General features: G+C 62.1%; 27 protein-coding genes. 9 read left to right on the top strand and 18 right to left on the bottom strand.

All coding sequences use genetic code 11. The features are described from left to right. Positions 1-79 precede the first annotated feature (79 nt). Complete coding sequence (locus B0G83_RS01165) at positions 80-1,036, bottom strand: AraC family transcriptional regulator (RefSeq protein ID WP_105505607.1); 957 nt, start codon at positions 1,034-1,036, stop codon at positions 80-82. Between the two features lie 133 nt (positions 1,037-1,169). Between B0G83_RS01165 and B0G83_RS01160 the strand changes: the two genes are divergently transcribed. Then, positions 1,170-2,258, top strand: coding sequence for a zinc-binding dehydrogenase (locus B0G83_RS01160; RefSeq protein ID WP_105505606.1), 1,089 nt, complete (start codon positions 1,170-1,172; stop codon positions 2,256-2,258). 48 nt (positions 2,259-2,306) lie between these two features. Here B0G83_RS01160 and B0G83_RS01155 read toward each other — a convergent pair whose 3' ends face one another. Beyond that, complete coding sequence (locus B0G83_RS01155; RefSeq protein ID WP_258167636.1) at positions 2,307-3,794, bottom strand: PLP-dependent aminotransferase family protein; 1,488 nt, start codon at positions 3,792-3,794, stop codon at positions 2,307-2,309. A 191-nt stretch (positions 3,795-3,985) separates the two neighbouring features. Here B0G83_RS01155 and B0G83_RS01150 point away from each other — a divergent pair, with 191 nt between their 5' ends. After that, positions 3,986-4,723 carry an NAD-dependent epimerase/dehydratase family protein gene (locus tag B0G83_RS01150; RefSeq protein ID WP_105505604.1) on the top strand — a complete coding sequence of 246 codons (738 nt, stop codon included), beginning with the start codon at positions 3,986-3,988 and terminating at the stop codon, positions 4,721-4,723. Continuing rightward, positions 4,720-5,277: a cupin domain-containing protein gene (locus B0G83_RS01145; protein WP_258167635.1), complete on the top strand. Its 558-nt coding sequence runs from the start codon at positions 4,720-4,722 to the stop codon at positions 5,275-5,277. The genes B0G83_RS01150 and B0G83_RS01145 overlap by 4 nt, the downstream gene beginning before the upstream one ends. Positions 5,278-5,364: 87 nt before the next feature. Here B0G83_RS01145 and B0G83_RS01140 read toward each other — a convergent pair whose 3' ends face one another. The 5 genes from B0G83_RS01140 to B0G83_RS01120 form a co-directional block, all read right to left on the bottom strand. Next, the gene (locus B0G83_RS01140; protein ID WP_105505603.1) at positions 5,365-5,949 is read right to left on the bottom strand and encodes a nucleoside 2-deoxyribosyltransferase; all 585 of its coding nucleotides are present in this window, start codon (positions 5,947-5,949) and stop codon (positions 5,365-5,367) included. A 74-nt stretch (positions 5,950-6,023) separates the two neighbouring features. Further along, positions 6,024-6,464, bottom strand: coding sequence for a hypothetical protein (locus B0G83_RS01135; RefSeq protein ID WP_105505602.1), 441 nt, complete (start codon positions 6,462-6,464; stop codon positions 6,024-6,026). A 122-nt stretch (positions 6,465-6,586) separates the two neighbouring features. Further along, entirely contained in the window at positions 6,587-8,278 is a 1,692-nt protein-coding gene (locus B0G83_RS01130) for a metallophosphoesterase family protein (protein ID WP_105505601.1), read from the bottom strand. 395 nt (positions 8,279-8,673) lie between these two features. After that, positions 8,674-8,898: a hypothetical protein gene (locus tag B0G83_RS01125; RefSeq protein ID WP_105505600.1), complete on the bottom strand. Its 225-nt coding sequence runs from the start codon at positions 8,896-8,898 to the stop codon at positions 8,674-8,676. A 107-nt stretch (positions 8,899-9,005) separates the two neighbouring features. Further along, a complete protein-coding gene (locus B0G83_RS01120; protein ID WP_105505599.1) occupies positions 9,006-9,425 on the bottom strand; it encodes a hypothetical protein in 420 nt (139 codons plus the stop codon). Positions 9,426-9,646: 221 nt separating this feature from the next. Between B0G83_RS01120 and B0G83_RS01115 the strand changes: the two genes are divergently transcribed. The 3 genes from B0G83_RS01115 (at position 9,647) to B0G83_RS01105 (ending at position 12,687) form a co-directional block, all read left to right on the top strand. Then, positions 9,647-10,285, top strand: a complete 639-nt coding sequence (locus tag B0G83_RS01115) for a TetR/AcrR family transcriptional regulator (RefSeq protein WP_105505598.1) — start codon at positions 9,647-9,649, stop codon at positions 10,283-10,285. A 175-nt stretch (positions 10,286-10,460) separates the two neighbouring features. Further along, the gene (locus tag B0G83_RS01110; protein ID WP_105505597.1) at positions 10,461-11,123 is read left to right on the top strand and encodes a DUF3313 domain-containing protein; all 663 of its coding nucleotides are present in this window, start codon (positions 10,461-10,463) and stop codon (positions 11,121-11,123) included. Next, entirely contained in the window at positions 11,098-12,687 is a 1,590-nt protein-coding gene (locus B0G83_RS01105) for an intermembrane transport protein PqiB (protein WP_105505596.1), read from the top strand. Before B0G83_RS01110 ends, B0G83_RS01105 begins: the two co-directional genes overlap by 26 nt. A 24-nt stretch (positions 12,688-12,711) precedes the next feature. Here B0G83_RS01105 and B0G83_RS01100 read toward each other — a convergent pair whose 3' ends face one another. From B0G83_RS01100 to B0G83_RS01070, 7 genes are all read right to left on the bottom strand, one after another. After that, the gene (locus B0G83_RS01100; protein WP_105505595.1) at positions 12,712-14,646 is read right to left on the bottom strand and encodes a bifunctional diguanylate cyclase/phosphodiesterase; all 1,935 of its coding nucleotides are present in this window, start codon (positions 14,644-14,646) and stop codon (positions 12,712-12,714) included. A gap of 421 nt (positions 14,647-15,067) precedes the next feature. Next, the gene (locus B0G83_RS01095; protein WP_105506519.1) at positions 15,068-15,364 is read right to left on the bottom strand and encodes a 4Fe-4S dicluster domain-containing protein; all 297 of its coding nucleotides are present in this window, start codon (positions 15,362-15,364) and stop codon (positions 15,068-15,070) included. Between the two features lie 2 nt (positions 15,365-15,366). Then, entirely contained in the window at positions 15,367-15,678 is a 312-nt protein-coding gene (locus B0G83_RS01090) for a hypothetical protein (protein ID WP_105505594.1), read from the bottom strand. A gap of 12 nt (positions 15,679-15,690) precedes the next feature. After that, complete coding sequence (locus B0G83_RS01085) at positions 15,691-16,272, bottom strand: RNA polymerase sigma factor (RefSeq protein ID WP_181156653.1); 582 nt, start codon at positions 16,270-16,272, stop codon at positions 15,691-15,693. 122 nt (positions 16,273-16,394) lie between these two features. Continuing rightward, positions 16,395-17,267, bottom strand: coding sequence for an SDR family oxidoreductase (locus B0G83_RS01080; protein WP_105506517.1), 873 nt, complete (start codon positions 17,265-17,267; stop codon positions 16,395-16,397). A 59-nt stretch (positions 17,268-17,326) separates the two neighbouring features. Continuing rightward, positions 17,327-17,728, bottom strand: a complete 402-nt coding sequence (locus tag B0G83_RS01075) for a VOC family protein (protein WP_105505593.1) — start codon at positions 17,726-17,728, stop codon at positions 17,327-17,329. 118 nt (positions 17,729-17,846) lie between these two features. After that, positions 17,847-18,509 carry a TetR/AcrR family transcriptional regulator gene (locus tag B0G83_RS01070; protein WP_308701372.1) on the bottom strand — a complete coding sequence of 221 codons (663 nt, stop codon included), beginning with the start codon at positions 18,507-18,509 and terminating at the stop codon, positions 17,847-17,849. 379 nt (positions 18,510-18,888) lie between these two features. Here B0G83_RS01070 and B0G83_RS01065 point away from each other — a divergent pair, with 379 nt between their 5' ends. From B0G83_RS01065 to B0G83_RS01055, 3 genes are all read left to right on the top strand, one after another. Beyond that, entirely contained in the window at positions 18,889-19,650 is a 762-nt protein-coding gene (locus tag B0G83_RS01065) for a hypothetical protein (RefSeq protein WP_105505591.1), read from the top strand. Between the two features lie 42 nt (positions 19,651-19,692). Then, positions 19,693-20,112 (top strand): histidine kinase, encoded by a 420-nt coding sequence (locus tag B0G83_RS01060; protein ID WP_105505590.1) that lies wholly within the window; start codon positions 19,693-19,695, stop codon positions 20,110-20,112. Positions 20,113-20,361: 249 nt separating this feature from the next. Beyond that, positions 20,362-20,862 (top strand): Fur family transcriptional regulator, encoded by a 501-nt coding sequence (locus B0G83_RS01055; protein ID WP_146120139.1) that lies wholly within the window; start codon positions 20,362-20,364, stop codon positions 20,860-20,862. Positions 20,863-20,937: 75 nt separating this feature from the next. Here the strand turns inward: B0G83_RS01055 and B0G83_RS01050 are convergent, their stop codons facing one another. The 4 genes from B0G83_RS01050 to rbsK form a co-directional block, all read right to left on the bottom strand. Further along, positions 20,938-21,249 carry a hypothetical protein gene (locus tag B0G83_RS01050; RefSeq protein WP_035560047.1) on the bottom strand — a complete coding sequence of 104 codons (312 nt, stop codon included), beginning with the start codon at positions 21,247-21,249 and terminating at the stop codon, positions 20,938-20,940. Positions 21,250-21,313: 64 nt separating this feature from the next. Next, positions 21,314-22,129, bottom strand: coding sequence for a dienelactone hydrolase family protein (locus B0G83_RS01045; protein WP_258167738.1), 816 nt, complete (start codon positions 22,127-22,129; stop codon positions 21,314-21,316). A 259-nt stretch (positions 22,130-22,388) separates the two neighbouring features. Then, positions 22,389-23,492: a nucleoside hydrolase gene (locus B0G83_RS01040; RefSeq protein ID WP_105505587.1), complete on the bottom strand. Its 1,104-nt coding sequence runs from the start codon at positions 23,490-23,492 to the stop codon at positions 22,389-22,391. Positions 23,493-23,623: 131 nt separating this feature from the next. Beyond that, the gene (gene rbsK / locus B0G83_RS01035; RefSeq protein ID WP_105505586.1) at positions 23,624-24,562 is read right to left on the bottom strand and encodes a ribokinase; all 939 of its coding nucleotides are present in this window, start codon (positions 24,560-24,562) and stop codon (positions 23,624-23,626) included. Positions 24,563-24,580: the final 18 nt, after the last annotated feature.

Raw genomic sequence — 24,580 nt, 5'->3', positions numbered from 1 at the left:
GACCTCATGCCGGAAGGATGCAGCGGCTCACAACATGCGTCCAATACATTGTTGACGCGCTATTAGGTCGGAAAAGCTCTTAGTGCTCCGGCGCCGGCTCCCCCCGGCCCTCCGCCGACTGCGCACTCATCCGAAATCGCCCCGGACTCACCCCCGTATGGCGCTTGAACGCAATACTGAACGCCGTGTCCGACTGATAGCCGATTCGCGAAGCGATCCCCGTCAACGATTCGTCGGAATGCTTGAGCGCGGAACGCGCGATCGTCATGCGCCACTGCGCGAGATATTCGACCGGCGCAATTCCCACCTGACTCCGAAACCGCTGCGCAAATGCCGTCCGCGACATGCCGACCGCCGATGCCAGACTCTCCACCGTCCAGCGCTCGCCGGGCTGCGCATGCATCATCGACAGCGCGCCGCCTATCTTCGGATCGGCCAACGCGCCGAGCCAGCCTTCCGGTTGTCGCGCCGACGCCAGATAAGCGCGCAGCACGTGGACCAGCACGAGCGCCGCCAAACCGCTGCGCGCCACATCCGCGCCCACATGCAGGTCGTCCGTCTCCCAGTTGAGCAGATCGAGCACGCGCGATAACGCATGCGTGCCGACATCCGACGCGCGCAGATGAATCAGCGGCGGCAAGTGCCGCAGCAACAGGTCGCCGACGTCGTTCTCGAACGTGAAGCGACCGCTCGCCAAGCTGACGTTTTCGTTATCGCCCTCGCCTTGAAAACGCACCACGCCACTGCTGCTGCGGAGCGGCTGAAATGCAGTGGGACCGTCGAGTGCGGGCCGGTTCGGGTCGCTCGCGGAATAGAACGGCTGACCGTCGGTCAGCATGTAGAAGTCGCCGCGTTCAAGCACGACCGGTTCCGCGCTCCCTTCGATCCACAGAAAGGAGCGCCCTTCCAGCATTCCACCGAATTTGATGTGCTGATACGAAGGAAACCGGAAGCTCCACGCGCCTCGTCCTTCGAATCGCGATGTCAGGATGCTGCTCACGCGCAGCATGGAGAGTACGTCGGACAGAGCATCCATAAATGTACGATCGAATAGGAATCAGACCGTTTTAATTATAGTCAGCAACAAAGGCCAGCGCGATCATAGGCTCACTTTCACGACGCTATCTGCTGTACGGGTCGTGATCTAAACCCTATCAAGGAGCATCCGCATGAAAGCCTGGCAACTCGAACGTCTCGGTGGAACACTCGGCCTGACCGACCTGCCCATTCCCGAACCGCGTGCAGGCGGCGTCGTGGTTCGTGTCGAGGCGTCGTCATTGCTGTCGTATATGAAAGACTATGTGGACGGCAAACTGCCTATCTATCACACGCCGGATCGCCCGTTCATTCCCGGCGGTAACGGCATCGGTATCGTCCACGCAGTGGGTTCCGGCGTCTGGCATCTGAAGCCCGGCCAGCGCGTGGTGTTGTCGTCCCATTTCGTTGCGCAGGAGAACATCCAGGCGCCGGCGGAAATGCTGCTCGGTATCACGGCGATCAGCCCCGACTCGGGCCCGATGCAGTCGGACTGGCCGGACGGCACGCTGGCCGAATATGCATTGTTTCCGGCCTCCGCCGTGACACTTGCTGAGGACCTGGCGCCACTCAGCGCTATCCAGCTAGCCATGACGACGCGCTGCATCGTGCCATTCGGCGGACTGCTTCGCGGCAGGCTCGCAGCCGGCGAGACGGTCGTCGTCTCGGGCGCGACGGGCGCCTTCGGAACAGCGGCGATCATGGTCGCCCTGGCGATGGGCGCGGCGCGGGTCGTGGCGCTCGGGCGCAACGCGCGTGCGCTCGAAGCCGTCGCACAACTCGCCCCCGGAGGGCGCGTGACGACCGTCGCGGCAACTGGCGACGTCGACGCGGACCTCGACGCGATCCGCCGCGTGTGCGGCGGTGGCGATGGCGCGCATCTCGCCTTCGACATGGTCGGCAACGCCGGCGATCCGAACATGACGCTCGCCGCGTTGCGCAGTCTGTCGAGAGGCGGTCGCCTCGTCGTGATGGGCAGTATGAGCGTGCCGCTGCCGGTGCCGTACACCGAAGTGATGTTGAACGGTTGGGAGATCCTCGGCCAGTTCATGTATCCGCGCGATGCCTACCGGCGTCTGCTGGACCTGATCCGCGGCGGACTGCTCGACGTCGCGCCGCTACGGCCGCTCGTTTATCCGTTGAACGCGTTGCCTGAGGCGATGGCAGCCGCGGCCCATGCCGGCAATCTCGAATGCGTCGTCATGGATCATCGTGATGAATAAGGCCTGGCGGCCCTAACTGCCGGCGGCGTGGTTCTGCGCGGGTCTGCATCACGACAATGCGCGCGCTAAGGCGATCACCCCCGACGCAATATCGTCGACACCGACCGACGCAAATCCAAGCACCAGCCCCGCCGGCGCCGGTCGGTCGACCGCGTGGCGCGACAGCGCCCGCGTTTCGATGCCTTCGAGCGCCGCGCGGCGCACGACTTCGTTGTCGTCGGTGCCGCGCGGCAAGAAGGCCGGCGCGTCGAGTCCCGCGATGATCGGCGGCATCTCCAGCAAGCCGGCAAGATGCTGCACCACGCTAGCCGTCAACGCTTCGGCACGTTCACCGTAAAGCACACGCATACGCCGGATATGCCGGCCAAAATGGCCCTCGGCGATGAACTCGTGCAGCACCGATTGCTGATCCAGCGGAACGTGCCGCGCCGTCAACGACAACGCGGCCACGAAGGGCTCGACGAGACGCTCGGGCACGATCGCATACGCGGTCCGCAGCGCGGGAAACAGCAGCTTGCTGAAGGTGCCGCAGTAGATCACGTGGCCGTCGTCGTCGAGGCTCTTCAACGCGGCGAGCGGATTGCCCGCGAAACGGTACTCGCTGTCGTAGTCGTCTTCGATGATGACAGCACCGCGCTCACGCGCCCATTCGAGCAACGACAACCGGCGTTCGAGCGCGAGCGGTGGTCCGAGCGGCGCTTGCCGACCGGCCGTCACAAACGCGAGGCGCGCGTCGGGCGCATGCCGGCGCGCCCATTCCACATCGACGCCGCCCGGGTCGACCGGCACGCCGACCACGCGCGCGCCCGCAGCCTCGAGCACGAAGCGCGCGCCAACGTAGCCGGGATCCTCGATCCACGCGGCGTCGCCCGGATCGAGCAGCAGACGCGCAGCCAGATCGATCGCCTGCTGAACGCTGCCAAGCATCACAACGTGATCCGCCGAACACGCGATACCACGCGACATACCCACATAAGCGGCAATCGCTTCGCGCAGCGGCCGATACCCTTGCGCTTCGCCATCGCCCAACAGATCGCGTTGCGTGCGGCGGGCGCGTTTGGCCGCAATACGCGCCCACAGGTCGAACGGAAACGCGTCGAGATCCGGCTGGCTCGCCCGGAAAGCCCGCGCCGGGATCGAGCGGCCGCTCAGTTGAAATGCGCTGCGGGCGAGCAGGCGGCCGCGGCGGGAGAGCGCGACGACGGGTCGCTGCGGATCGCTCTCGCCGGGATTTTTTCGTGCGCTTTCACGGACCGACGAGCGGCCATCGCGCTTCTTGATCGACGTCGCCGCGGCGCGATCACCACTGTCGATGCGCCGATCCGGCAACTCAGCCGCGACGAAACTGCCGCGCCCTACCGCGCCCGCCAGATACCCTTCCGCGTCGAGTTGCGCGAACACGCCCAGCACGGTTCCGCGCGACAGGTCGAAGCGCGCCGCGAGATCGCGCGTGGAGGGCAACCGCGCGCCCGGCGGCAAGCGACCGCTCAGGATCGCGGTGCGCAACTCGTCATAAAGCCAGCGCTGCAGCGACATGCCTTCAGGTCTCGGCGCTAATGCAAGGTCAATCTGTTCTGCCCGTCGCACTGGCTTTCCTATCAAATTGGCTCAATTAATTTCTCAATAATGGACCTTTTTATAGACCATTAACAGCCCTATTCTGCTCTTCGTCGGAAGCACGGCACGCCGTCGCGGACGTTCGCTATCGCTCACGGGAGAGAAAAGGCATGGCACATAAGGTATTTGTTGCGGGCGCAACCGGCGCGATTGGCGCAGCGCTCACGCCACTGCTGATCGAGGCGGGCTACGAGGTATTCGGCAGCACGCGGCGAGTGGAGCGCGCGAAACAGCTCGAAGCGACAGGCGTCGTGCCAGTCGTCGTCGATGTATTCGACGCGAATGCGCTGCGGGAGACGCTGCGTTCCATCGCGCCGCACAGCGTGATCCATCAACTCACGGATCTGCCTGCGGGACTCGATCCCGCCCGGATGGTGGAGGCCGTGTGGAACAACGCGCGGATACGCGACGAAGGCACCCGCAACCTGATTGCCGCCGCGATCGCGGCCGGCAGCAACCGGTTGATCGCGCAAAGTATTGCGTGGGCGTATCGGCCAGGCGCTACGCCGTATGACGAAACCTCGCCACTCGATGTCGACGCGGAAGGTGCGCGCGGTATCAGCGTGCGTGGCGTCGCGGCGCTGGAGCAGCAGGTGCTGGAAGCCGCGCCGCTGAACGGCACGGTGCTGCGCTATGGACAGATCTATGGCCCCGGCACTGGCACCGATGCGCCGACGGGTTCGAGTCCATTGCACGTCGAGGCCGCGGCGTACGCGGCGTTGCTGGCGCTTCAGCAGGGCGCCGCGGGGGTGTACAACATCGCGCAGGACAACGCGGAAGTCACCTGCGCGAAGGCAAAACGCGAGTTGCGCTGGCGAGCAAGCCTGCGTTGGACGGCACGTGTATGAACGTGCGCATGTTGTCGTGCCTGTCGTATCGGCCGAGTCTGACGACCGGCAAGCCCGCGCTGTTTGCCGCGCTCGCCGTGACCGCGATGTCGCTCGGTCCGGCGACGCCTCGCTCGGCGTTCGACTGGTTCACCACGCTTTGCGGCGGTGGTCAGAGCAGCGGCCCATTGTTGTCCAGCGGCTCGCTGAATACGAACACGAATGCCAATGCCGCGAGCCGGCCCGCGTCGGTTATCAAGGTGTTGTCGTGTGAAGCGCTGCCCAACGCGCCGGGCAAATCGATCACGACGATCACCGTCGACTATCCGCCGCTCGCGTTCACACCGGCGCATCGTCACCCGGGTTCGGTGACGGCCGTCGTGCTGCAGGGAACGGTGCGCTCGCAACTAGGCGGCGGCGCGGCGATCAATTACGCCGTGGGCCAGACCTGGTTCGAGCCGCCGGGCACGCTTCACGTGTTCGCCGAGAATCCCGATCCGGTTCATCCGGCGAAACTGCTGGCGACGTTCGTGACGGATACGGGGTGTGGGGCGTTGGTGTTGCCGCCGGATTAGCGGCTCGACTCGCGGATTACCGCGTGGATACGCCGCTGGTTGGCTATGGAGCCGAGCCGTCGGCGTAGCGCACCGACGTGAATGTCGCTATGCGCCTCTAAAGGTGCTGAACAATGTCTTCGCCAGCGAGGTCATGTCGTCGCCGCCCTCACGCAGCGACGCGATCCCGGCACCGACAGCCAGCGCCTTCTCCACTTTGTTCGCGTGACCTCGTTGGACGCTTTCGCGAATAGCCAGCGGAAGTGCCGCGATCTGATCGACAACCTGGAAATCGCCGAGTCCGCCGAGCATCGGATTGTCGGAACCACTGAGCATGGAGCGCGCGTCGGCCTTGAAAAGAACCAACGGCTTGCCCGCATGCCATGCGAGCGACGCCTCGACGACAGTGCCCTCATCCGCGACTCGTCCGTTCAGATTGGCGACGACCACATCGCAGCGTTCGAGCAGTTGATAGGTATCCAGACTGAAGATCGCGCGATCGAGAATTTGCGCGGCCTCTTCTACCGACGCGCCCAGCTTCTCCAGTTCCGGTTTGAGTCGCGCGAATTCCAGACCATCGCGATGCGGAAGAAACGTCGCAAAGCCCGCTGCTTCCAGTGTGTGAGCAATCGAATCCATTTCCGCACGTTCGGCTGCATTGAACAGCGGACCTGCGCAGTACACGCGTAGCATTTTTTGCGTCTCCTGAAGGGTGGCCTTGAATTGTCCCACTGCGAGAAGCTTAGCGCCCCGCCCCCTTCACCGCATTAATCGTAGTGACGATGCCGATGATGCCGCTTGCCCGACCGGTAGCCGCGCGAATAGTCGTCCGAGTACGAGTTGGAACGCGACATGTTGCCACCGAGCGCCGACCCTGCGCCGCCACCCAACGCCGCGCCGACGAGGCCACCGCTGCGGCCGCCCATCGCATTGCCTGCCGCGGTGCCCGCGCCACCACCCAGCGCGCCGCCGATAATCGCGCCCGTGCGCTCGCGACGATTCGACGTGACCGCACCGCCCGCGCCGCCGCCGACCGCGCCACCGAGAATAGCGCCGGTACTGCCGCCGACCGCACCGCCCAAGGCAGCGCCGGCCACACCGCCGAGCGCGCCGCCAAGGGCGTTGTTCATGTCGCCGGCCATTGCCGGCAACGAGGCCGCGGCGCTGAGCGCTGCGATAGCGAGCATCTGAACGAGTTTGTTCGACATAAAAAAGCTCTTTTGTGTTTAGGACGGCGCCGAGTATAACCGGCAATTTGAAAGCTTTTTGTAACCGCCCAAACACACGTCCGTAAGACGTGTAACAAAAGATCTATGCCGCTCTGCCGGCTTTATCCGCGCCGTCTCTTTTTCAACTCGATCGTCTCGAACAGCTCGTAGTTCTGCGTCGGCGTCTGGTCCGCGCCGGGCGCGTGATAGTAGTTCATCGTGATGGTGGTCTCGCCGCCGTGCTCGCCTGGATCGTGATCGAACACCGCGATGCCATAGCCCGTGCCGGTGTCGCGTTGCGCGGACCAGATCGCGTCTTCAACCGCATCCGCACCGGCGCGCACGAAGGTGCCTGCCGTCGTGCCCGCAACCGGACGGTTCGGCCGGGTGAAAAGACGCGCTTGTGGCATGCCGGTGCCGGCGTCCATGCCGTACACGTCCAGCGGCGCGCTCGTGCCGCCGCCGCCGAGAATCAGGTGAATCGTGCCGTGACTCGTATCGAACGTCGACGCGCCCGACGACACCGCCGACATCACCGGTTTCGGCTGCAACGTATCGACCGGACGGCCCGTGGCGATGTCGGTGCCTTTGTTGTGATTGCAACCACGCACGGGGTAGCTGCGCTCGTAGTCGTGATCGTGACCGCACAGCACAAGGTCGACACCATAGCGATCGAACAGCGGCAGCCACGCTTCACGCAGCCCCTTGTCCGAACCGTTACCGGTCTTCGACGAACTCAGCGCGTCCTGATGCATCTGCACGACGATCCAGTCGACTTCGCTGTCCTCGGCGGCATGGCGAAGGACTCGCTCGAGCCAGCGGGTTTGTTCGCCGTCGCTATAGCCGCGTACGTACAGCGAAGTGCCCGGTTGAATCGGCGGATTGCCGGTGCTGGCCACCGGTACCAGCGGGTCCGGGCCGGCGACGAAAGCGGCAGCGTCCTGATAGACGATATCGTCGGCATCGAGCGAGATGAACAACACCGAGCTCACGCGGAAGCTGTACCAGCGCCCCTGAAAACGCGTGTGATTGTCCGGCAGCGTATAGCGCGCGAGGTACGACGCGAGGCCCTGTTCGCCGTTGTGAAATTCGAGTTCGTGATTGCCGGGACACGGCATCCACGGACGGTTGGCCGCCGACGTCTGGCAGTTGTTGCCGAAGTCGCGCCACACATCCGGCTGATGCATCGGGTTCAGATTGGCGTAGCAGAGATCGCCGTTGAGCAGATGGAACAACGGCTCGAAACGCTCGACCGCCTGCACCGCGAAACGGCTTTGTGGCGACGACAGGACCCAACCTGTATTGGGCGTCGCGAGATCGCCGTAGCTGGTCCAGCGAAACGCCGCACGGCCGCGCGGCGCAGTGCGAAAGTTCGCCGTGAAAGGCTGCGCCGCGTTGCTGTCGTTTTCGGCGGTGACTTCGTATTCGTAGCTCGTGTCTGACTTCAGATCACGCAGGCGCGCGTGATACGCGAACACCACCTCGCCGTTGATGCCGTCGGTGTACGTGCTTTGCACTGCATGCACCGTATGCCTGTTCCCACCCGCGGCGCCGAAACGTACTTGCGGCTTCACTGCTTGCGCAAGCGTCGCCCATGACACGGTGGCCTCACTCGACGGATCGTTGCCCCACGTCAGGTGGATCTGCTCGGGCGTGCCGTCGGGCACGCTACCCGCGGCGCGCGCCGTCGACGCGAATGTGCTGGCTGCGGTGGCGAGGCTGGAGGCACCAGCAAACTTCAAAAACCCACGACGCGAAACGATGGAAGCGCCCTGTTCGGACGGCACAGCATTGGCGATTTTCTTGTTCGACATGTCTGGTATTTTTCTATGGGGGTGGAAGGATGCCGGCGATTACGCGGAGAGACCGTGCTGCGGCGTAGGCGGCAAGGCTGCTGCTGCTGAATGTGCACCACGAAGGTGACCTGCGATCCTAGCCGTGAAGCTATGACACCCGGATGAAAACAGTCGGACGAAAAGTGCCGTGAATCAGCGTGCGATTGAGAATGGCGAACCAGAATAGGTTGCTTCGATATCAGGCGAATAATTCTTACGGATAACCGACATGGATAGCACGACGGTTACAGCAATGAAAGGCAAATGGGTGCGCGCGTGGGCGAGGTGATGTGATGCGGAGTGATGCGTTGATCGCGAGGCCGCCGGGGCATGAATCCGTCATACGGATCATGTTTCCGGCGGCCTGCGTTCGTTCAGGCCTGCGGGGCGGAGTCGTCGGTGGCTTGCGTGTCTGCAGCTGCGTCTTGAGGCTGGTCGTCTTTCTTTTCGACCATTTCTTCCAGCTTACCAGCGCCTTCGAAACCGGCTACGGCCGCAATGCCTTTCGTCAGCAAACCTGCGCCCGGATCCACTTTTTCTGCTGCTTCAACAGCGGCGAATGCCCCTGCAATCTTTCCTGCTTCGTCCAAGAGTCCCATGGCGCTCTCCTCGAAAAAAAGTGAATTAGCATCGTCTCACGAACTTGGCGGCTTGTCGTCAAATGTAAATTGCACATGACGTTTCGCGGATAAGTGGCGGCGATGCGCTACCGCTTCGGCGGTTGCGGATTGTTCGCAGGATTCGTATCGAACCGGGCGACGCTTTTAATTCCGTCCTCACTAACCAGCTTCAATAGGTCGATCTCCATCTCATCCGCAATGCGCTTGCCGTAGATCTCGTCGCCATTCATGTAGACCGTGAACGATTGAAGATACTTCGCCTTCTTCTGCGGATTCTCGATCGTCTCGCGCGTCCATTGATACAGCGGATAGTTTTCCGTGCCGAGTTTCTCCGCTTCGCTGACGTAATCGGCGAACGCATCGAACTGACACTTCAGCGCTGCGTTGTGTCGACGCAGCACATCACGCAACGCAGCGTGCGACGCGCCCGTCGGATCGGCGCGCAAAGCATCGGCCAGTCCGGACGCAACCGTTATTCTGAGTTGGAATTGCAACGTGGATTCCATGTTTGCCTGAGTGTCGGAGTAGTGGGCGCGAGGCTTGTCGTGCTCAGCCTACGAAGGATACTCCCGCGCTCCGCGTCGGCCGTCCCGGCGTGGCCTGTAAAATGAATGCGTATCCGCAATCGATCGCTCTGCCTGAGCGATCGATTGGCCTAAGCATCGGCCGCCGCGCAAGCATACCTTTCGCCGCTCGCGCAAAGCCACCCCAACGCTCTGAAGACCTTATGGACAACCCAACTCGTTCCGAACGCTCCCGCCGCGCAGCGCTTCAAGCGGCGCTGACCATCATCGCGCGCGACGGCCCGGGTCAACTCACGTTCGACGCGATCTCACGCGAAAGCGGCATCAGCAAGGGCGGGTTGATGCATCAGTTCCGCACCAAAACCGAAGTGCTGAAAGCGCTGCTCGAACACGATATCGAGCACTTCGAAAACTTCTCGCGGCAATATCTCGCGAAGGTTGCCGACACAACGCCCGAAGCCAACCTCGCGACCGAGATCGCGACCATGCGCGAAGCGGCGGAGAACCCGCAGGCGGGCGGCTTTGCCGTTCTCGCGGCGTTGGTCGAGGACCCCACGCTGCTTTCCTCCACTAACGAAAAGAGCGCGCAGAAGGTCAAACGCATTAAAGCCGAAGCCGCCGATCCTGACTTGGCGTTGCTTCGTTGGGCCGCCGCACGAGGTCTCGTTTTCACAAGCCTGCTGGGACTCTGCCCATTTTCCGGCAAGGAGCGCGGGCGTTTGTTCGATCGTTTGCTCGACGATAGTCAGTGGGCCACCACGCCCCCGAAACCCGCTGCGAAAGCGAAACCCCGCGCTGCACGCGCACCGCGCGCCACTAGGAAAATCGCCAAAGAAGCTTGAACAAAGCGCGTCGGCCACGCGCCGACGCCGTGTCATATCGCATTGTTCGACCCACAAACAAACCGCCTGGTCGGTTTACATCCTGAAGTTGCAATGTTAGGCTTGAGCCCGCCATGAACTGTCGCGCCTGGATCGGCCAGGAAAGACAGGCTCGAACCCGCAAACGGAGATAGGCATGGAAAAGTTAGTGAAGATGCGTCACGTGTTGATGGCGGCCGCTTGCGCCGCGCTGATCGGCTGTTCGAGCGTGACGCCGGTCGCTTATTCGGGAATCGCGTCGTCGCCTTATTTGAGGCCTAATCCGCAAGACGACTCGGGCCGCGTGCCGTATCGCTTCTCGTCACAAACCGATTGGCAGCAGTACACGAAAGTGATCGTCGATCCCGTCGTCATTTATCGTGGCGCCGACAATCAATTCGGCGACATGCGCGACGAAGATAAAACAGCGCTCGCAAGCTACATGCAGACGCGCTTCGCGGAAAAGCTGCGCGGCCGCTTCGAGATCGCTACCACGCCGGGTCCGAACACGCTGCGGCTGAAACTCACGCTAACCGGCGCGAAGACCAGCACGCCGGTGATTAGTACGTTGTCGCGCTTCGACATTGCGGGCGGCATTTACAACGGCGTCCAGACCGTGCGTGGCCGCGAAGGTGCCTTCACCGGCTCGGTGATTTACGCCGTCGAGATCTACGACGCGGCGAGCAACCGCCTCATCAACGCGTATGTCACCAAGCAGTATCCGAGTCCGATGAATATCGGCGCGAGCTTCGGTTCTCTCGGCGCGTCGAAGACAGGCATCGAAAAGGGCGCCGATGCGCTGGTCGCGCAACTCAAGTGACGCGGCAGCGAGCGGGCGGTTGTCGTCGCTCGTTTGGCTAATTCCACTCGCCGCCGCTTTCATCTGTGCCGCGCTGGCCTATCAGTCGGTGAGCCGGTGCGGCCCAGCCATCACCATTAGCTTCCTTAACGCGGAAGGCCTCGAAGCCGGCAAGGCAGCGGTCAAATACCGTGACGTGGAGATCGGCTCCGTCGAAGCCGTCACGCTCGCACCGGACCGCTCTCACGTTTTGGCCAAAGTGCGGTTGACGGAGGACGCGCGTCGCTTCGCAGTAAAGGGCACACGTTTCTGGGTAGTTCGTCCGCGTGTCGATGCGGGTGGTATTTCCGGCTTGGGTACGGTGTTATCGGGCGCCTATATCGGTGTCGCCGCGGGACACTCACGAGAGACCGAAACACACTTCACGGGACTGGAAACGCCCTCCGCCGTACGCAGCGATGACGAGGGCGCGCGTTATGTCCTGCATGGCGAGTCGCTCGGCTCGGTCGATGTCGGCTCGCCCGTCTACTACCGGCGCGTCCAGGTCGGCCGGATAAGCGGCGTCACGCTGGACAAGAAGGGGACTGGCGTCGCGCTCGATGTCTTCGTCGACCGGCAATATCAGCAATACGTCGGCACGAATACGCGCTGGTGGCAGGCAAGCGGTCTCGACTTACGGCTCGACGCGAATGGTCTCACGCTCAATACACAATCGCTTGCCGCGGTGATGCTCGGCGGCATTGCATTCCAGACTCCGCCAGGCGAATCGATCGGCCCCGCAGCGCCAGATGGCGCCGCATTTCCGCTTGCCCAGGACGAGACCCGCGCCATGCGTCATGCCGACGGTCCAGCGGCCCCAGTCGTGATGAAATTCACGCAATCGCTCCGGGGATTAACGGTCGGCGCGCCAGTGGACTTTCGCGGCATTCAACTCGGCGAGGTGACGCGAATCGGCGTCGAATTCGATGCCAGGACGCGTGAATTCACGTTGCCTGTCACGCTCAACCTCTATCCCGATCGGCTCGGACGGCGCTATCTGGAATCGGTCCAACACGGCGATACGAACGCCGGCAAAGCCCTGCTCCTGAAGCTGGTCGCAAGCGGCTTACGCGGACAATTACGCACCGGCAATCTATTGACCAACCAGCTTTACGTCGCGCTCGACATGTTTCCGACAGCACCGCCGGCGCACATCGATTTAAATGTACAGCCGATTGAGTTACCCACGGTGCCGAATACGCTCGAAGAACTACAGGTTCAGATCGCCGACATCGCGAAGCAACTCGCTCAGGTTCCGTTCGATCAACTCAGCCACAACCTCAACGAAGCTTTGCAGAATGCCGACCGGCTGCTCGGGCAACTCGACACGCAACTGGCGCCGCAGGCGCGCGGCACGCTGGCATCCGCCGAGAAAACCTTCAACGCGGCCCATGCGGTCCTGCAACAGGATTCACCGATGCAAACGGATCTGCACGAGGCGCTCACGAAATTGACGCAGACACTGCGATCGCTGAACGCATTGGGCGATTATCTCGAGCGGCATCCAGAATCGCTGGTGTGGGGCAAGGCGAAAAGCGAGCGGTAAGGCGGCGTAAAAATCTGCTGCCGCTTACTCCTTATCCGCTGAATGAGCGATAACCGCTTCGTCGATTCGCGCGATATCGCTGCCGCGCACCGGTCGGCCGAGCAGAAAGCCCTGAGCGTGCGTGCAACCGCACACCCGCACGAAGTCCAACTGCTCCTGCGTCTCGATACCTTCCGCCGTGGTGGGAATGCCGATTTCGCGTGCCAATGCAACGATCCCGCGAACCACCGCGGCGGATTCGCGGCGATGCACCGACTCCTTGACGAAGGAGCTGTCGATCTTCAGCTTGTCGAACGAGAAGCGTACGAGCGTCGACATGGTCGAGAAGCCGGTGCCGAAGTCGTCGAGCGCGAGTCCAATACCCAATGCGCGCAGCCTCGCGACGTTGCGCCGCGTGACGATGTCGTCATTCAGCAGCACGGTTTCCGTGACCTCGATATTCAATCGCACGGGCGGCAGCTTCGTTTTACGAAGAATTGCAGCCACACTCGACGCAAACGACTCCTCCCGCAATTGCACCGGTGACACATTCACGGCGACCGTGACCTTATCCTGCCAGGTCACGGCTTCCTTGCACGATTGCAGCAACGCCCATTCGCCCAAGGCGAGAATCAGCCCGGTACGCTCGGCAGTCGGAATGAATGCGGAAGGCGGCAGTTCGCCGCGAGTGGGATGCGTCCAGCGAATCAGCGCTTCGCGGCCGGACACGGCGCCGCTACTGAGATCGACAATCGGCTGGTACTCCATGCGCAAACCGCTATACGACTGCAGCGCGCCTTCCAGATCACTGCGAAGCAGGCTCAGACTCTCGTCCGACGCGTGCTTGCCGGCGTCGAACAACGCGAAAGCGCTTTTGCCGTTGCGTTTGACCGAATACAACGCGCGGTCGGCGCAGATCAGCAATTGCGGCCCGGTTTTCGCGTGTTCCGGATAGAGCGAGACGCCCACGCTCGCGCCGATATGCACCAGCGCCTCACGCAAAGCGAACGGGCGTGCCAGTGTTTTGACAATGCGATCCGCCAGGATACGCACGTCGCGCGCTTGCCCCGTTGCGTCTGAAATAGCGACGAACTCGTCGCCCGCCAGCCGTCCGACGAGATCGCCGCCCGGCAGGACTTCGCGCAGGCGGATCGCGGCTTCCTGAAGGATCTGATCGCCCGCCGCATGACCCAGGCTGTCGTTGATCGCCTTGAAACCGTCCAGATCGATCAGCAGAACCGCGAATTGTTGATCTTCGCGTAGCGCGCCCAATTCGGTGCGCTCCAGCAGCAACTCGCTGAGCCGTGCGCGATTCGGCAGGCCCGTGAGACTGTCCTGACGCGCAAGCCGATGACTGTTTTCGCGCGCCAGCAGCAAGGCCACCGTATCGCGATTGCTGCGTAGCGCCACCGTGAAAAATCCGGCGGCGCAGAATGGCGCCTGAAACAGCAACACGAGTTTGCCGGAGCCGGGCGACAGCGCCGCCCCCACACCCAGCAGTCCGAGAATGAATGTAATCTGCAATAGCACGAGCCGAGGCGTGCCAGCATTGCGTCCCGCCAGACCGCCGATCACACCGACAGCGCAAACGTTTCCGAGCAGGAAGAGCGTCGCGTCTCCGCTCGTATTGCAGAGCAATGTGCCGAATCCAAATAGCGCACTCCAGAGCAGGCTCGCGAATAGAAACGCGGAAGTTGGAGTCGGCTGGCCGCGCGCGCTCCGGGTGCAGTTCAACCAGATTAGCGCGAGGCGGGCAATCAGTAACGCGACGACAGCGATGCCCCAGCCGGCGTAAAGTGCGCTCGGATAAAGGTAGAACGCCGTTGCGCACACGCTGATTTCACAGATCGACGCGAATATGATCGACGCGGTGCGTGTGAAAAGATTGGCAAGCAGTACCTGCCGATTGTCCGCGCTCAGGTTCTGAGCGGAAGAGACGATCCACTTAAAAAACGGAGACCTTGGTTCGCTGAAAGCCATGACCTGCACATTTTTGTTGGTAAGTGGATCGGTATGCTGCGCGATTATTACGTAAACACAATGAATCGGGTTGATTCAGCTGTGGGAACCGCGCATTGGGACAATGAGATGGAGAGTGGCCGAACGGCCATTCTGGAAGATAAAGATGTCAAGCTCAACTGCCTATTCGATTCACTGGAATAAATTCGTCCTGACGTGCGGATAGTAGTCACCAATGGAAACAGCCGGCTAGAAGCCGGCTGTGCGTTCTCCAAGATTCCGAACCAATTGGTTGCGCATGCACGGTTTCGGGCATACGCGGTTTAGATGGCACGAACCTGACACAGCGATGGCTGTATCGACCGGGTACGTGTGCCAGATGTGTCTATCGGCTAGATGTATTGACAGCGAATCGACAGGAAAGACGCTTGCGTGATGCCAACTACGACGCTCTGGCCAGTTTGATCGCGCGTTCGGGACAGGCCGTCACGCAGAGTCCGCACGAACGGCACGCGTCGGCGTTCGGCGTGTAGGCCACTTTCATGCCATGCACCCGCAGCTTGAAGCGATTCATTGCGCCGAGTTTCTTGTAGTCGGCGTCGTCGATCCGCCGGATCTCGAACACGTTCTCGGGACACACTTCAAGACAGTCCCCCTTACCTTCACAGCGGCGCAGGTCGACCACGGGCACGATCACCCCCGCGTCCTGCTTGCACTCGGCCGTCGCTTTCTGGCGCATGCTCATTCTCCCTTGCGTCGGCCGAAACGGGTTTGCCAGGTTGCCTGGAATTGTTCGCGTTCTTCAGGCGTCATAGCCTGCCATTTGCGCCAATGCCGCCGTTCGCGCCAACCGCCACCGTGCCCGCGAAAACCGCCGAACAGAATGCGGCTCAATACCAGCAGACCCAATGCGTGCCAGAAGTCGATCAGACGAGCGCCGACGAACAGTGCCGGCACCACCCAATTCCACAACGTCATCACCGCCCATCCGAGCACGGCGACGCCCACCACCACGAGCGGCACCAGCGCAATACATTTGATTCGAGATTTCATCCGTCGACTCCTTTAAAGATCCAGTTCGTCATAAACCACTTGCAGACGGGCGCGCAAATGCAACACCGCATAGCGTTTGCGCGCCAGCAGGGTGTTGATCGCAACCCCCGTTTCCGCTGCCATATCCTTGAACGTGCGCCCATCCAGTTCGTGGGCGATGAATACGTCGCGTTGATTGGGCGGTAATTCGTCGAGTGCGTCCTGCAAGGTTTCAAGCAATGCGGCACGCGCGTACAGCGCTTCCGGACCCGCGTCGTGTGCGGGCAGCGCGAGATCGAGTCGATACTCGTAATCGGCCTCATCTCCGTCGTCGACGAGTTCCGATAGCGGTTGCTCTTTCTTCTTGCGAAAACGGTCGATGATGCGATTACGCGCCGCGCGAAACAACCACGCGCTCGCCTGCTCGATGGGAGCGGGGAGCCGGTACGCCTGCACGAATTCGTAGAAGACGTCCTGCAAGATGTCCTCGGCCTCGCCCGGATCGCGCACACGACGCCGGATAAAATTCCCGAGCTTCATGCGCTCACGCACCACAGTCGCGGTGATATCGCTATCTCGGTCTTTCATCGTGGTCGGGGTGGGCTGCGGTTCCATGCGTCTGAAGACGTTTCAGGATCGCGGATATTGTGGGCTGTTTGAAGAATCTTTGGGATCTGCCGAACGGCGGCCAGGCATGGTGTGGCGCAAAGCGGCATGCCAGCCGCCGCGCCACGTGGTCAGACGGTGTAGTACCCGGGTTGATCGATATCGGTGAGCAGATCCGGACCGGTCGGCGACCAGCCGAGCAACGAGCGCGTGCGCGCGCTGACGCCGGCCATGTCCGCACCGACGAAGCCCGCGAACCAGCCGAAGTGCTCGCGGCCACGCGATTCGACCGGCACACCGAGCCGGCGTCCAATCACCTCGGCGAGATCCTTGAACAACACGCCCTCGTCCGCGACCGCATGGTAGACGGACTCGGTCACACCCTGTTCGACCGCCAGCCGGTAAACACGCGCGGCATCGAGTCGATGCACGCCGCCCCAGCGATTCAGGCCTTCGCAGAGATAGGCGGACACACCCGTCTCGCGCGCCATGCGGATCAGCATCGGGACGAAACCATGGTCGCCGGTGCCATGAACCGACGGCGCGAGACGGACCGTCGCGGCACGCACGCCGCGCTCCGCCAGCGCTCTCGCCGTGGCCTCGGACTGGCGAGGAAACGACGGATCGGGCACGTCCGCTTCGGTCGCGGCACGGCCTGATGCAATGTGCGCGAGTCCCGAGGTCACGAGAAGCGGGCGGTCCGAGCCTTGCAACGCGCTTCCGAATGCCTCGATTGCGCGCCGTTCCTGCTCGGCGTTCTCGACGAATTTGGAGAAGTCGTGATTGAAAGCGGTATGAATCACTGCATCTGCCGCCGACGCGGCGCCGTGCAACACATCGAGATTGTCGAGCGTGCCGCGAACAACCCGCGCGCCGGTCGCGGCCAGCGCGGCCGCCTTGTCATCGGAACGGACAAGGCCCGTCACACCGTGGCCGGCGTCCAGCAACTCACGGACCACGGCGGATCCAACCCATCCGGTGGCTCCGGTTACGAATACTTGCATGCTAAAGCTCCTGCACTTCCGCGCGGCCATGGGCTACGGCGGAAATGCGATTGAAGATGTCAACGGTCGAAGGTGCCGCGAAACTGTTCATCGGCGTCCGATCGGGTATTGATTTCGACGAGTACGCCGCCGGGTACTTCACAGAAAAACCGCGAGCCGCGCTCGTGTTTGAACACGCCGGTTTTCATCACGACGCCGGCCGTGGCCATGCGGTCGTAGAGCGCGCGCACGTCGTCGAGAGTGCCCAGTTCGAAGCCGATGTGAAAGTTGTGCGGCCATGCAACCAAATGGTCAGCGGCGTCTTCGATCACGATGTCGAAACCGGGGCGTTTGAGAATCCAGCTCCCGTGCCGGCCGGCCACCGTGCAGCCGAGATGCTGTTCGAAGAAGGTCGCCGTCGCGCTAACGTCGGACGAGGGGAAGCTCATGTGATTGAGCTTCATGGTGGTGCTATCGGTCATGTCGATCTCCGTTGATGCGGATCGCTCGTTGCGTTCCGTACGGAGAATGTTACGAGTAAAAGCTCGCGTTCAATACTCGCGTCGCCCTGACCTGTTCCGATGGTCGCTCAGGCCCGTGCTACGGGCGTTTCCGGGTGCGCGACGGGTTCTTGCGCGGGGCTTGCTCGCGTTTATCCTGCGATGGCGGCGATTCTTCCGCGAGCGAAGCCGAAGAATCCGGCGCCGCAGCGGTGCCTGTGGCGGACATCATCGTGAGGTAGCCGAATACGGCGGCCGTCACGCGGCGAATGAGTCCGGCCATGTCCGTTTCTTCGCGTTCGCCCGCCGCGTCGACCAGGCCGCGGATCATAGCCAGCAGATCGCGCGCGGCGACCAGCGTGTCCTCTTGCGGCGGCAGGCCGTCCCGCGCGAGGATTTCCGTCAGCAAGACGCGTATCGAGCCCTTCGTGGAGAGCGCCGCGCGCATGTGCGGCCTGCTCTCTTCGACGTCGAGCAGGCGCGCGAGCGTAGGCCGTGCGAATTGCTGCCGCACCGATACGCCAATCAGATGATCCAGCGCGACCGGTCCGCTAGCGTGGTCGAGTGCGGCCAGCGCCTCCTGATAGAAGCCTTCGCTTTCACGCTGCATCAGCGCGAACGTGAGCGCGTCTTTGCTCGGGAAGTACTGATACAGCGAGCCGATGCTGACACCGGCGCGCTCCGCCACCGCGTTCGTATTGAAACCTTCGAGCCCCTTGTTTTCGAGAACCTGGGCGGCCGCTTCGAGCAGCGTGGCGACCATACGTTCGGAGCGGGCCTGGCTGGGCGCTCTGCGCGGTTTAACCGGCGACGAATTGGACTGTCGAGGCATACGGCGAGTGGAGTGGAAAAGTGATTGGCGTTAAAGACGCAGTCTAAGCAATATCGGGCGGCGCGTTAATAGCGATTGAACAATGTCCTGCCGCGCGGGTGTCACGCGGTCGTGGCGTATCAAGGCCGGTCGGCGAACACCCACGGATAGCAACGATTCCGTCACTTCCGAACATAAGGTTTGCATAAGGTTCTTCGTTGCATAGTCGGTGCGCTGACTGAGCGTGATCGCGCGACTCGCCACGTCGCGCCAGGCGCTTATCAATGGGAGAATCACCGTGCTAGAGACCTCGAATTATCGTGTTGCCACGATGAGCAACAAAGTACCCGAGGCGACACTCGTCTTCTGGTCGATCAAGATCATGGCCACCACCGTCGGCGAAACCGGCGCGGATTATCTGGCCGTGCATGTCGGCCTCGGCACCGCGGTGACCGGCGGCATGATGCTCGCGTTGCTGCTGACCGCGCTCGCGGGGCAGCTTCGCATGCGCAAATGCGTGCCGTGGATTTACTGGCTGACCGTGGTGCTGGTCAGCGTAGTCGGCACACAGATCACCGACGCATTGACCGACAAGCTCGGCGTGAGTCTGTACGCAAGCACGATTACGTTCGCGCTGGCGCTTGCCGCCGTGTTTGGGCTTTGGTATCGCAGTGAACGCACGCTGTCGATTCACACCATCAACACGACGCGCAGAGAACTCTTCTATTGGGCGGCCGTGCTGTTCACCTTCGCTTTGGGCACGGCAGCGGGCGATCTCGCCACCGAAGCGCTAGGCCTCGGCTTCCTGATCGGCGTCGTGGTATTCAGCGCACTGATCGCGCTAGTCAGCACGTTCTATTACGCCAGCGGCAATCCGGTATTGACGTTCTGGCTCGCCTACATTCTGACGCGGCCACTGGGTGCTTCATTTGGCGACCTGCTTTCCCAATCGCGTGCGTATGGCGGTATCGGACTCGGCACCATCAACACCAGCCTGCTCTTTCTCACCGCGATCGCTGTACTGGTCGTCTTCGCGAGCGCGACAGCGGCGCGAACCTTAAGCACGCCTGCCTCGAAACGTGCTTCCAAGTAGTCCGCCACTCATCCAATCCCAATCAAACAGACGAGAATCATCATGAAACAGGCCACGCTCAATAAAGCGGTCATCGCTTCGTTTATCACCGTTTCCGCACTCAGCTTCGGCCGTCTCGATGCAGGACGGCTCAGCGTGTTGTCGGCGAACGCCGCTGAATCGGTCAAAACCTCGAAGCTCGGCGATTTGACGCCATTCCGCAAGATCGCCGCCGACACCAAGGCTCTGGTCGATAAAGGCGATCTCACGGGCGGCAAAGCGCGCATCAAAGATCTCGAACTCACCTGGGACGATGCCGAGCCCTCGCTGAAGCCACGCGCCGCCGCAGACTGGCACACCGTCGACAAAGCCATTGACCGCGCGCTGAGCGCATTGCGCGCAGGCACGCCGAATGCGGCCGAATGCAAGCAGTCACTCGCGGATCTTCTGGTGATCATGGACAGGATGAGCGTCAAAGCTTGACGCCCTGCTCAATGCGCCCGATCTGAAGATCGGGTTAAGTCGTCGACTCAACCGGCCGGCGCCGATCGCGCCAGATCGCCGACCAGTTTGCCGCGCGGCTTCCCGTCGCGCGGCTTTCTGCCGTTCGAAACGGTCGCTTAAGGTTCCCTTAAGGAGCGGGCACGCATAGTTCGGCCACTGGCGGTTCGCCCCCTGCTCGCGGAGCGAAGGTATTCACCTGACTTCCTCGACTCGACGACACCCCTGAATGTGTCGTCCGGCCTCGCGGCCTTCCGCCCGCCGCCCTCCGTTTCCACCCAATCCATGAACACTCACAGAATTCTTGAGCGAGCCGGTTTGCGCCCCACGTTTCCTCGCGTCCTGGTGCTGGAATTTTTTCAGGCGCACGCTCACGAACATCTCGCTGCCGAGGCGGTTTACGTTCGTCTCAACGAAGACTCGCGCAACATGAGTCTGGCAACGGTTTACCGGGTTCTGGCTCAACTGGTGGACGCACAGTTATTGTCCAACGTAGCTTTCGGCGACGGCCGCATGGTCTATGAACTGAACGACGGCAATCCGCACGACCACATAATTTGCAATGCGTGCGGCGGCGTTCATGAATTCTTCGATGCTGAAATCGAGGCGCGGCAGCAGGCTGTCGCGGAGCAATTCGAATTCGCGGTGTCGGGGCGACGATTGGTGCTTTTCGGCTTGTGCGTCAATTGCAAAAAGCTCACCGCACCGGTCAAGCGGACGATCCGGAAATAACGGTTCGCTCCGCCTTTGCGTAGCTGCCCTCTTCGCGACAGTCGCGACAGAATTGACTGCGCGCCCCTACTCCTTTCACGGTTTTCCTTTAAGCGTGAACGGAGCCAGCAGCGCCTGCACGTCCACCCGCTGCCCCTGAAGCAGGAGCAGCCGTGCATGAAGCACCGTGTTTTCAAGTACCAGCTTGGCGGTGCTCAACAGGTAAAGCGCGTGAATGTCGGACACGGCCATATTGCCGGCCTCGACCTGGTGGTGACGCTCAACCAGAGAACTCATCACAAGTTGCCTGAGTTCCTGCTCTCCAAATGGCAGGTCCGCGTAATCGATCGGGTCGTCGGCTTCGACCTCTCGCAGCATCTCAACGAGCGTTTCCGTGCTTACTTGCATGTTTCGGCTCCACGTTGTCGGTTAGGGCCAGCATCACCAAGTTACGTCGTCCAGCACGTCTAGCCTACTGCTTCGATTTGACCGCGTCCAGCGGACTGTCGTTTGCCGCGTTCGCGGTGTGTAACACGGAAGAAACAAAGCTCTGGAAGCCAGGCTCCCAGATCGGAATCGCACGGTCGACGGCGAACATGCCGTGACCATCGCGGCCAAACGGTTGCTCGATCACCAACTGCCCCTGACCGCCCGCCGCCTGAAACGCGCTGAACCAGGTGCGAACGACATCGGGCGCGAAAAAATTGTCGTTCTGGACGTAGTGCCAATAAACCGGAACATGCGTTGTCGACGCATAGTGTCCAATCGTCTCGGCCATTCTGTCCGGCCCGCAAGGGTCGCCGGGATTGGTGACGGGACGGCCGCCACGGCCGCCCGAGAAATTGACGACGGCGATAACGCCCGGCGGAGAGTAACTGGCGGTAGCAAGCGAGGCGAATCCGCCCGCCGACTGCCCCACCAGGATCACATGATTTTTGTCGATTTGCGGCAATGTGTCGGCGAACGCGATCGTGGCCAGCAGATCCTGAGCCGCCGCATTGCCGGCCGCGACGAAGTCGGGCCGCTTGCACGAGCCGGTGTCTTCGGCGAACGTGCCGCCCGTCGCGCCATAACCCCGGCGTATCGGCACGATCACCGCAAAGCCCATGTGCACGAACTCGCGAATCTGCGCAAGCTTGCGATAACGGCCGACCTTCACGCGGTCGCGGGCATTCGGAGGATTGCCGTGACTGAGCACGATGAGCGGAAACGGCCCGGCGCCGTCGGGCATATAGGTCGTCGCGACGATCTCGCGCTGGCTCGTGCCGAAGAGTCCGTTTTCCGTCATTGGCACCACACGACGGTTTCGTGCAGGTCCGTCGCCAGGGGGTCCGATTCCGCCGCGATAGCGGAACATCGCCACAGCGCGAGCGTGACCGCGCAGGCAAACAATCCAGCGCGGAGCAGGTTCTTATTGTTCATATTGCCTTTTGAAAGACTTTATCTGCACGAGTTTGAAGAGAAGCGACCAAGGTCATTCGTCGTCACCGACGCTACCTTACTGCTTTTTCCTCTTGCTGCGGCAGGTCTGGTCTTTCCCGGCCGCGTCACGGCAGCGTAATCGGCACCGGGCGTGTCAGCAGGTCGACGTAGAGGCCAAAGAACCGGTTGTTGTCGAACTGCGTGACATACGTGATTCTGTTCGGCGAAGCGCCGGACGCAGGCTGATCCGGATAAACCGTCACATGCCCCTGATTCTCGCCGCTCGTGGTGTCGATATCGAGGTAAGCGCTTTGGGTCTGTGTGGCATACGTCGGATCGAGGAAGTACGCGATCGTCAACGTATCGAACAGATCGGTGTTGTCGGCGAACGCGCCCGCATTCGCAATGCCATAGGCCTTCGTCACCGCCGTTTGCTTGTTCGGGTTGTTGACGATCTGGTCGTACACGCTTTGCGTGAGCGGCACCGTGTTGGTCACGTCGAGCGGAATGACGGCCTGCGGAATCGTGGTCTGCAGTACCGTGCGCACGGCAAGCGGATCGAACCACCAGTTCAGCTCGGCCACGGCGTTCGCATTGCCCGGCACCGCCATCGCGCCGCCCATGTAGACAATCCGTTTGATCAGGGGCACGATCTCCGGCGCCTTCATGATGGCCGTGGCGAGATTGGTCGGCGGACCGACTTCGAGAATCGTCACCTGATTCGGGTAGCGCTTGATGGTCTGGATCATGAAATCCGCCGCGCTCTGCGTTTGCAGTTTCGTCGACACCGCGAAGCCATCCGGCGGCGGGACGAGTTGAGACTGTTGAGTCGGCTCAGGCCGGCTCCATGCGCCGAAATAGCCTTGCGGATTAGCCGCCTGCTGCGCGCGAATAGCCGCCACGTCGTATTGCAGCGGATAATCCGCGCCGCCGTAGACGCCCACCGCATTCTGCACGCCCATCCGTTCCACGGCCTTCAACGCGTCCGATTCTTCCTGCAGCAGCCAGTCGTTGCCGGTGACCACCGTGAGCCCGAGCAGATTGACCTTGCCTTGCCCCATCAGTTGCGTGGTCATGGCGAAGAGCTGGCCGTCGTCGCCCATTGTGTTGAAGTCAGAGTCGATGATGATTTTCGGCGCGCCGGCCAGCGGATCGGTAGCCGTTACGCTACCGCCGCAGCCAGCCAGAACTGTCGATATCATCAGGATGCCTAGACATTGTGATTTCATGTTTTTCGTCCAGTTTTAGAGCGTGATTAACGAAGCAACGCCCTCGCGAGAGGGTGTCGATAAATCAACGTCGAGCCACCCGGGGCGGGTGGCGGTACGGACAGCCTCACATTACACAACAGGCGCCCGTGTCAGGCTGCGCTATCCACTTCAGCGCGATTCGGAATGGACGGCTGCGCACCGGCGCGCGTCACGGAGATCGATGCCGCGCGTTGCGCGAGGCTGATGGCGCCTTCGAGCGGCTGGCGCGCGGCGAGCTGCGCGGCAAACACGCCGATAAACGTGTCGCCGGCGGCGGTCGTATCCACTGCCTGCACTTGCGGCGCGGGAAAATGCTTGCCTTCACCGCCGTCCACCAGCAGATAGGCGCCCTGCGCGCCCAGCGTGACGATCACGTTGCGCGCGCCGCCGCGTTGCAATTCCGTCGCGGCCCGTCGCGCGCCGCTTTCCGACTCGACAGGCAGACCGGCCAGGATAGCGGCTTCGACTTCGTTCGGCACCAGATAGTCGACCAGCGGCAGCCATTCCGGCGGCAGCGGACCGGTGGCGGGCGCCGGATTTAACACGGTGATCTTGCCCAGCCGACGCGCCAGCGCGAGGGTCGCGTGGACCGCATCCGGCGGCGTTTCCAATTGGCACACCACCACATCACAGGCCTTGATCGCGGCTTCGTGGCGAGCGACGCCTTCAGGCGTCAGTTCGCCATTGCTGCCCGCCACCACGACGATCGTGTTCTGTCCGTCGTCCGACACCGTCACCATCGCGACGCCGGTCGGCTGCGTGGGATGCACCTCGATCCCGCTGCAGTCGATACCCTCGGTTTCCAGATCCTTGACCCGCTGAGCCCCGTTCGCGTCTTTGCCGACACAGCCGACCATGGCCACCTGCGCGCCCATCCGCGCGGCCGCGACGGCCTGGTTGCCGCCCTTGCCGCCGGCGACCTGCGAAAACTCATGCCCGCCGATGGTCTCGCCGGGACGCGGCAAATGCGGCGCGCGCGCGACCAGATCGGTATTGATGCTGCCCACCACCAGGACGCGGCCCTGTTTCGTCTCTTTTGACACGTTCATTCTCCTGCTCACCATTCA

Origin of the sequence: Paraburkholderia sp. BL21I4N1, assembly GCF_002973525.1 — a bacterium.
Taxonomy (GTDB): Bacteria; Pseudomonadota; Gammaproteobacteria; order Burkholderiales; family Burkholderiaceae; genus Paraburkholderia.
This window is presented reverse-complemented; position numbering and strand designations above follow the sequence as displayed.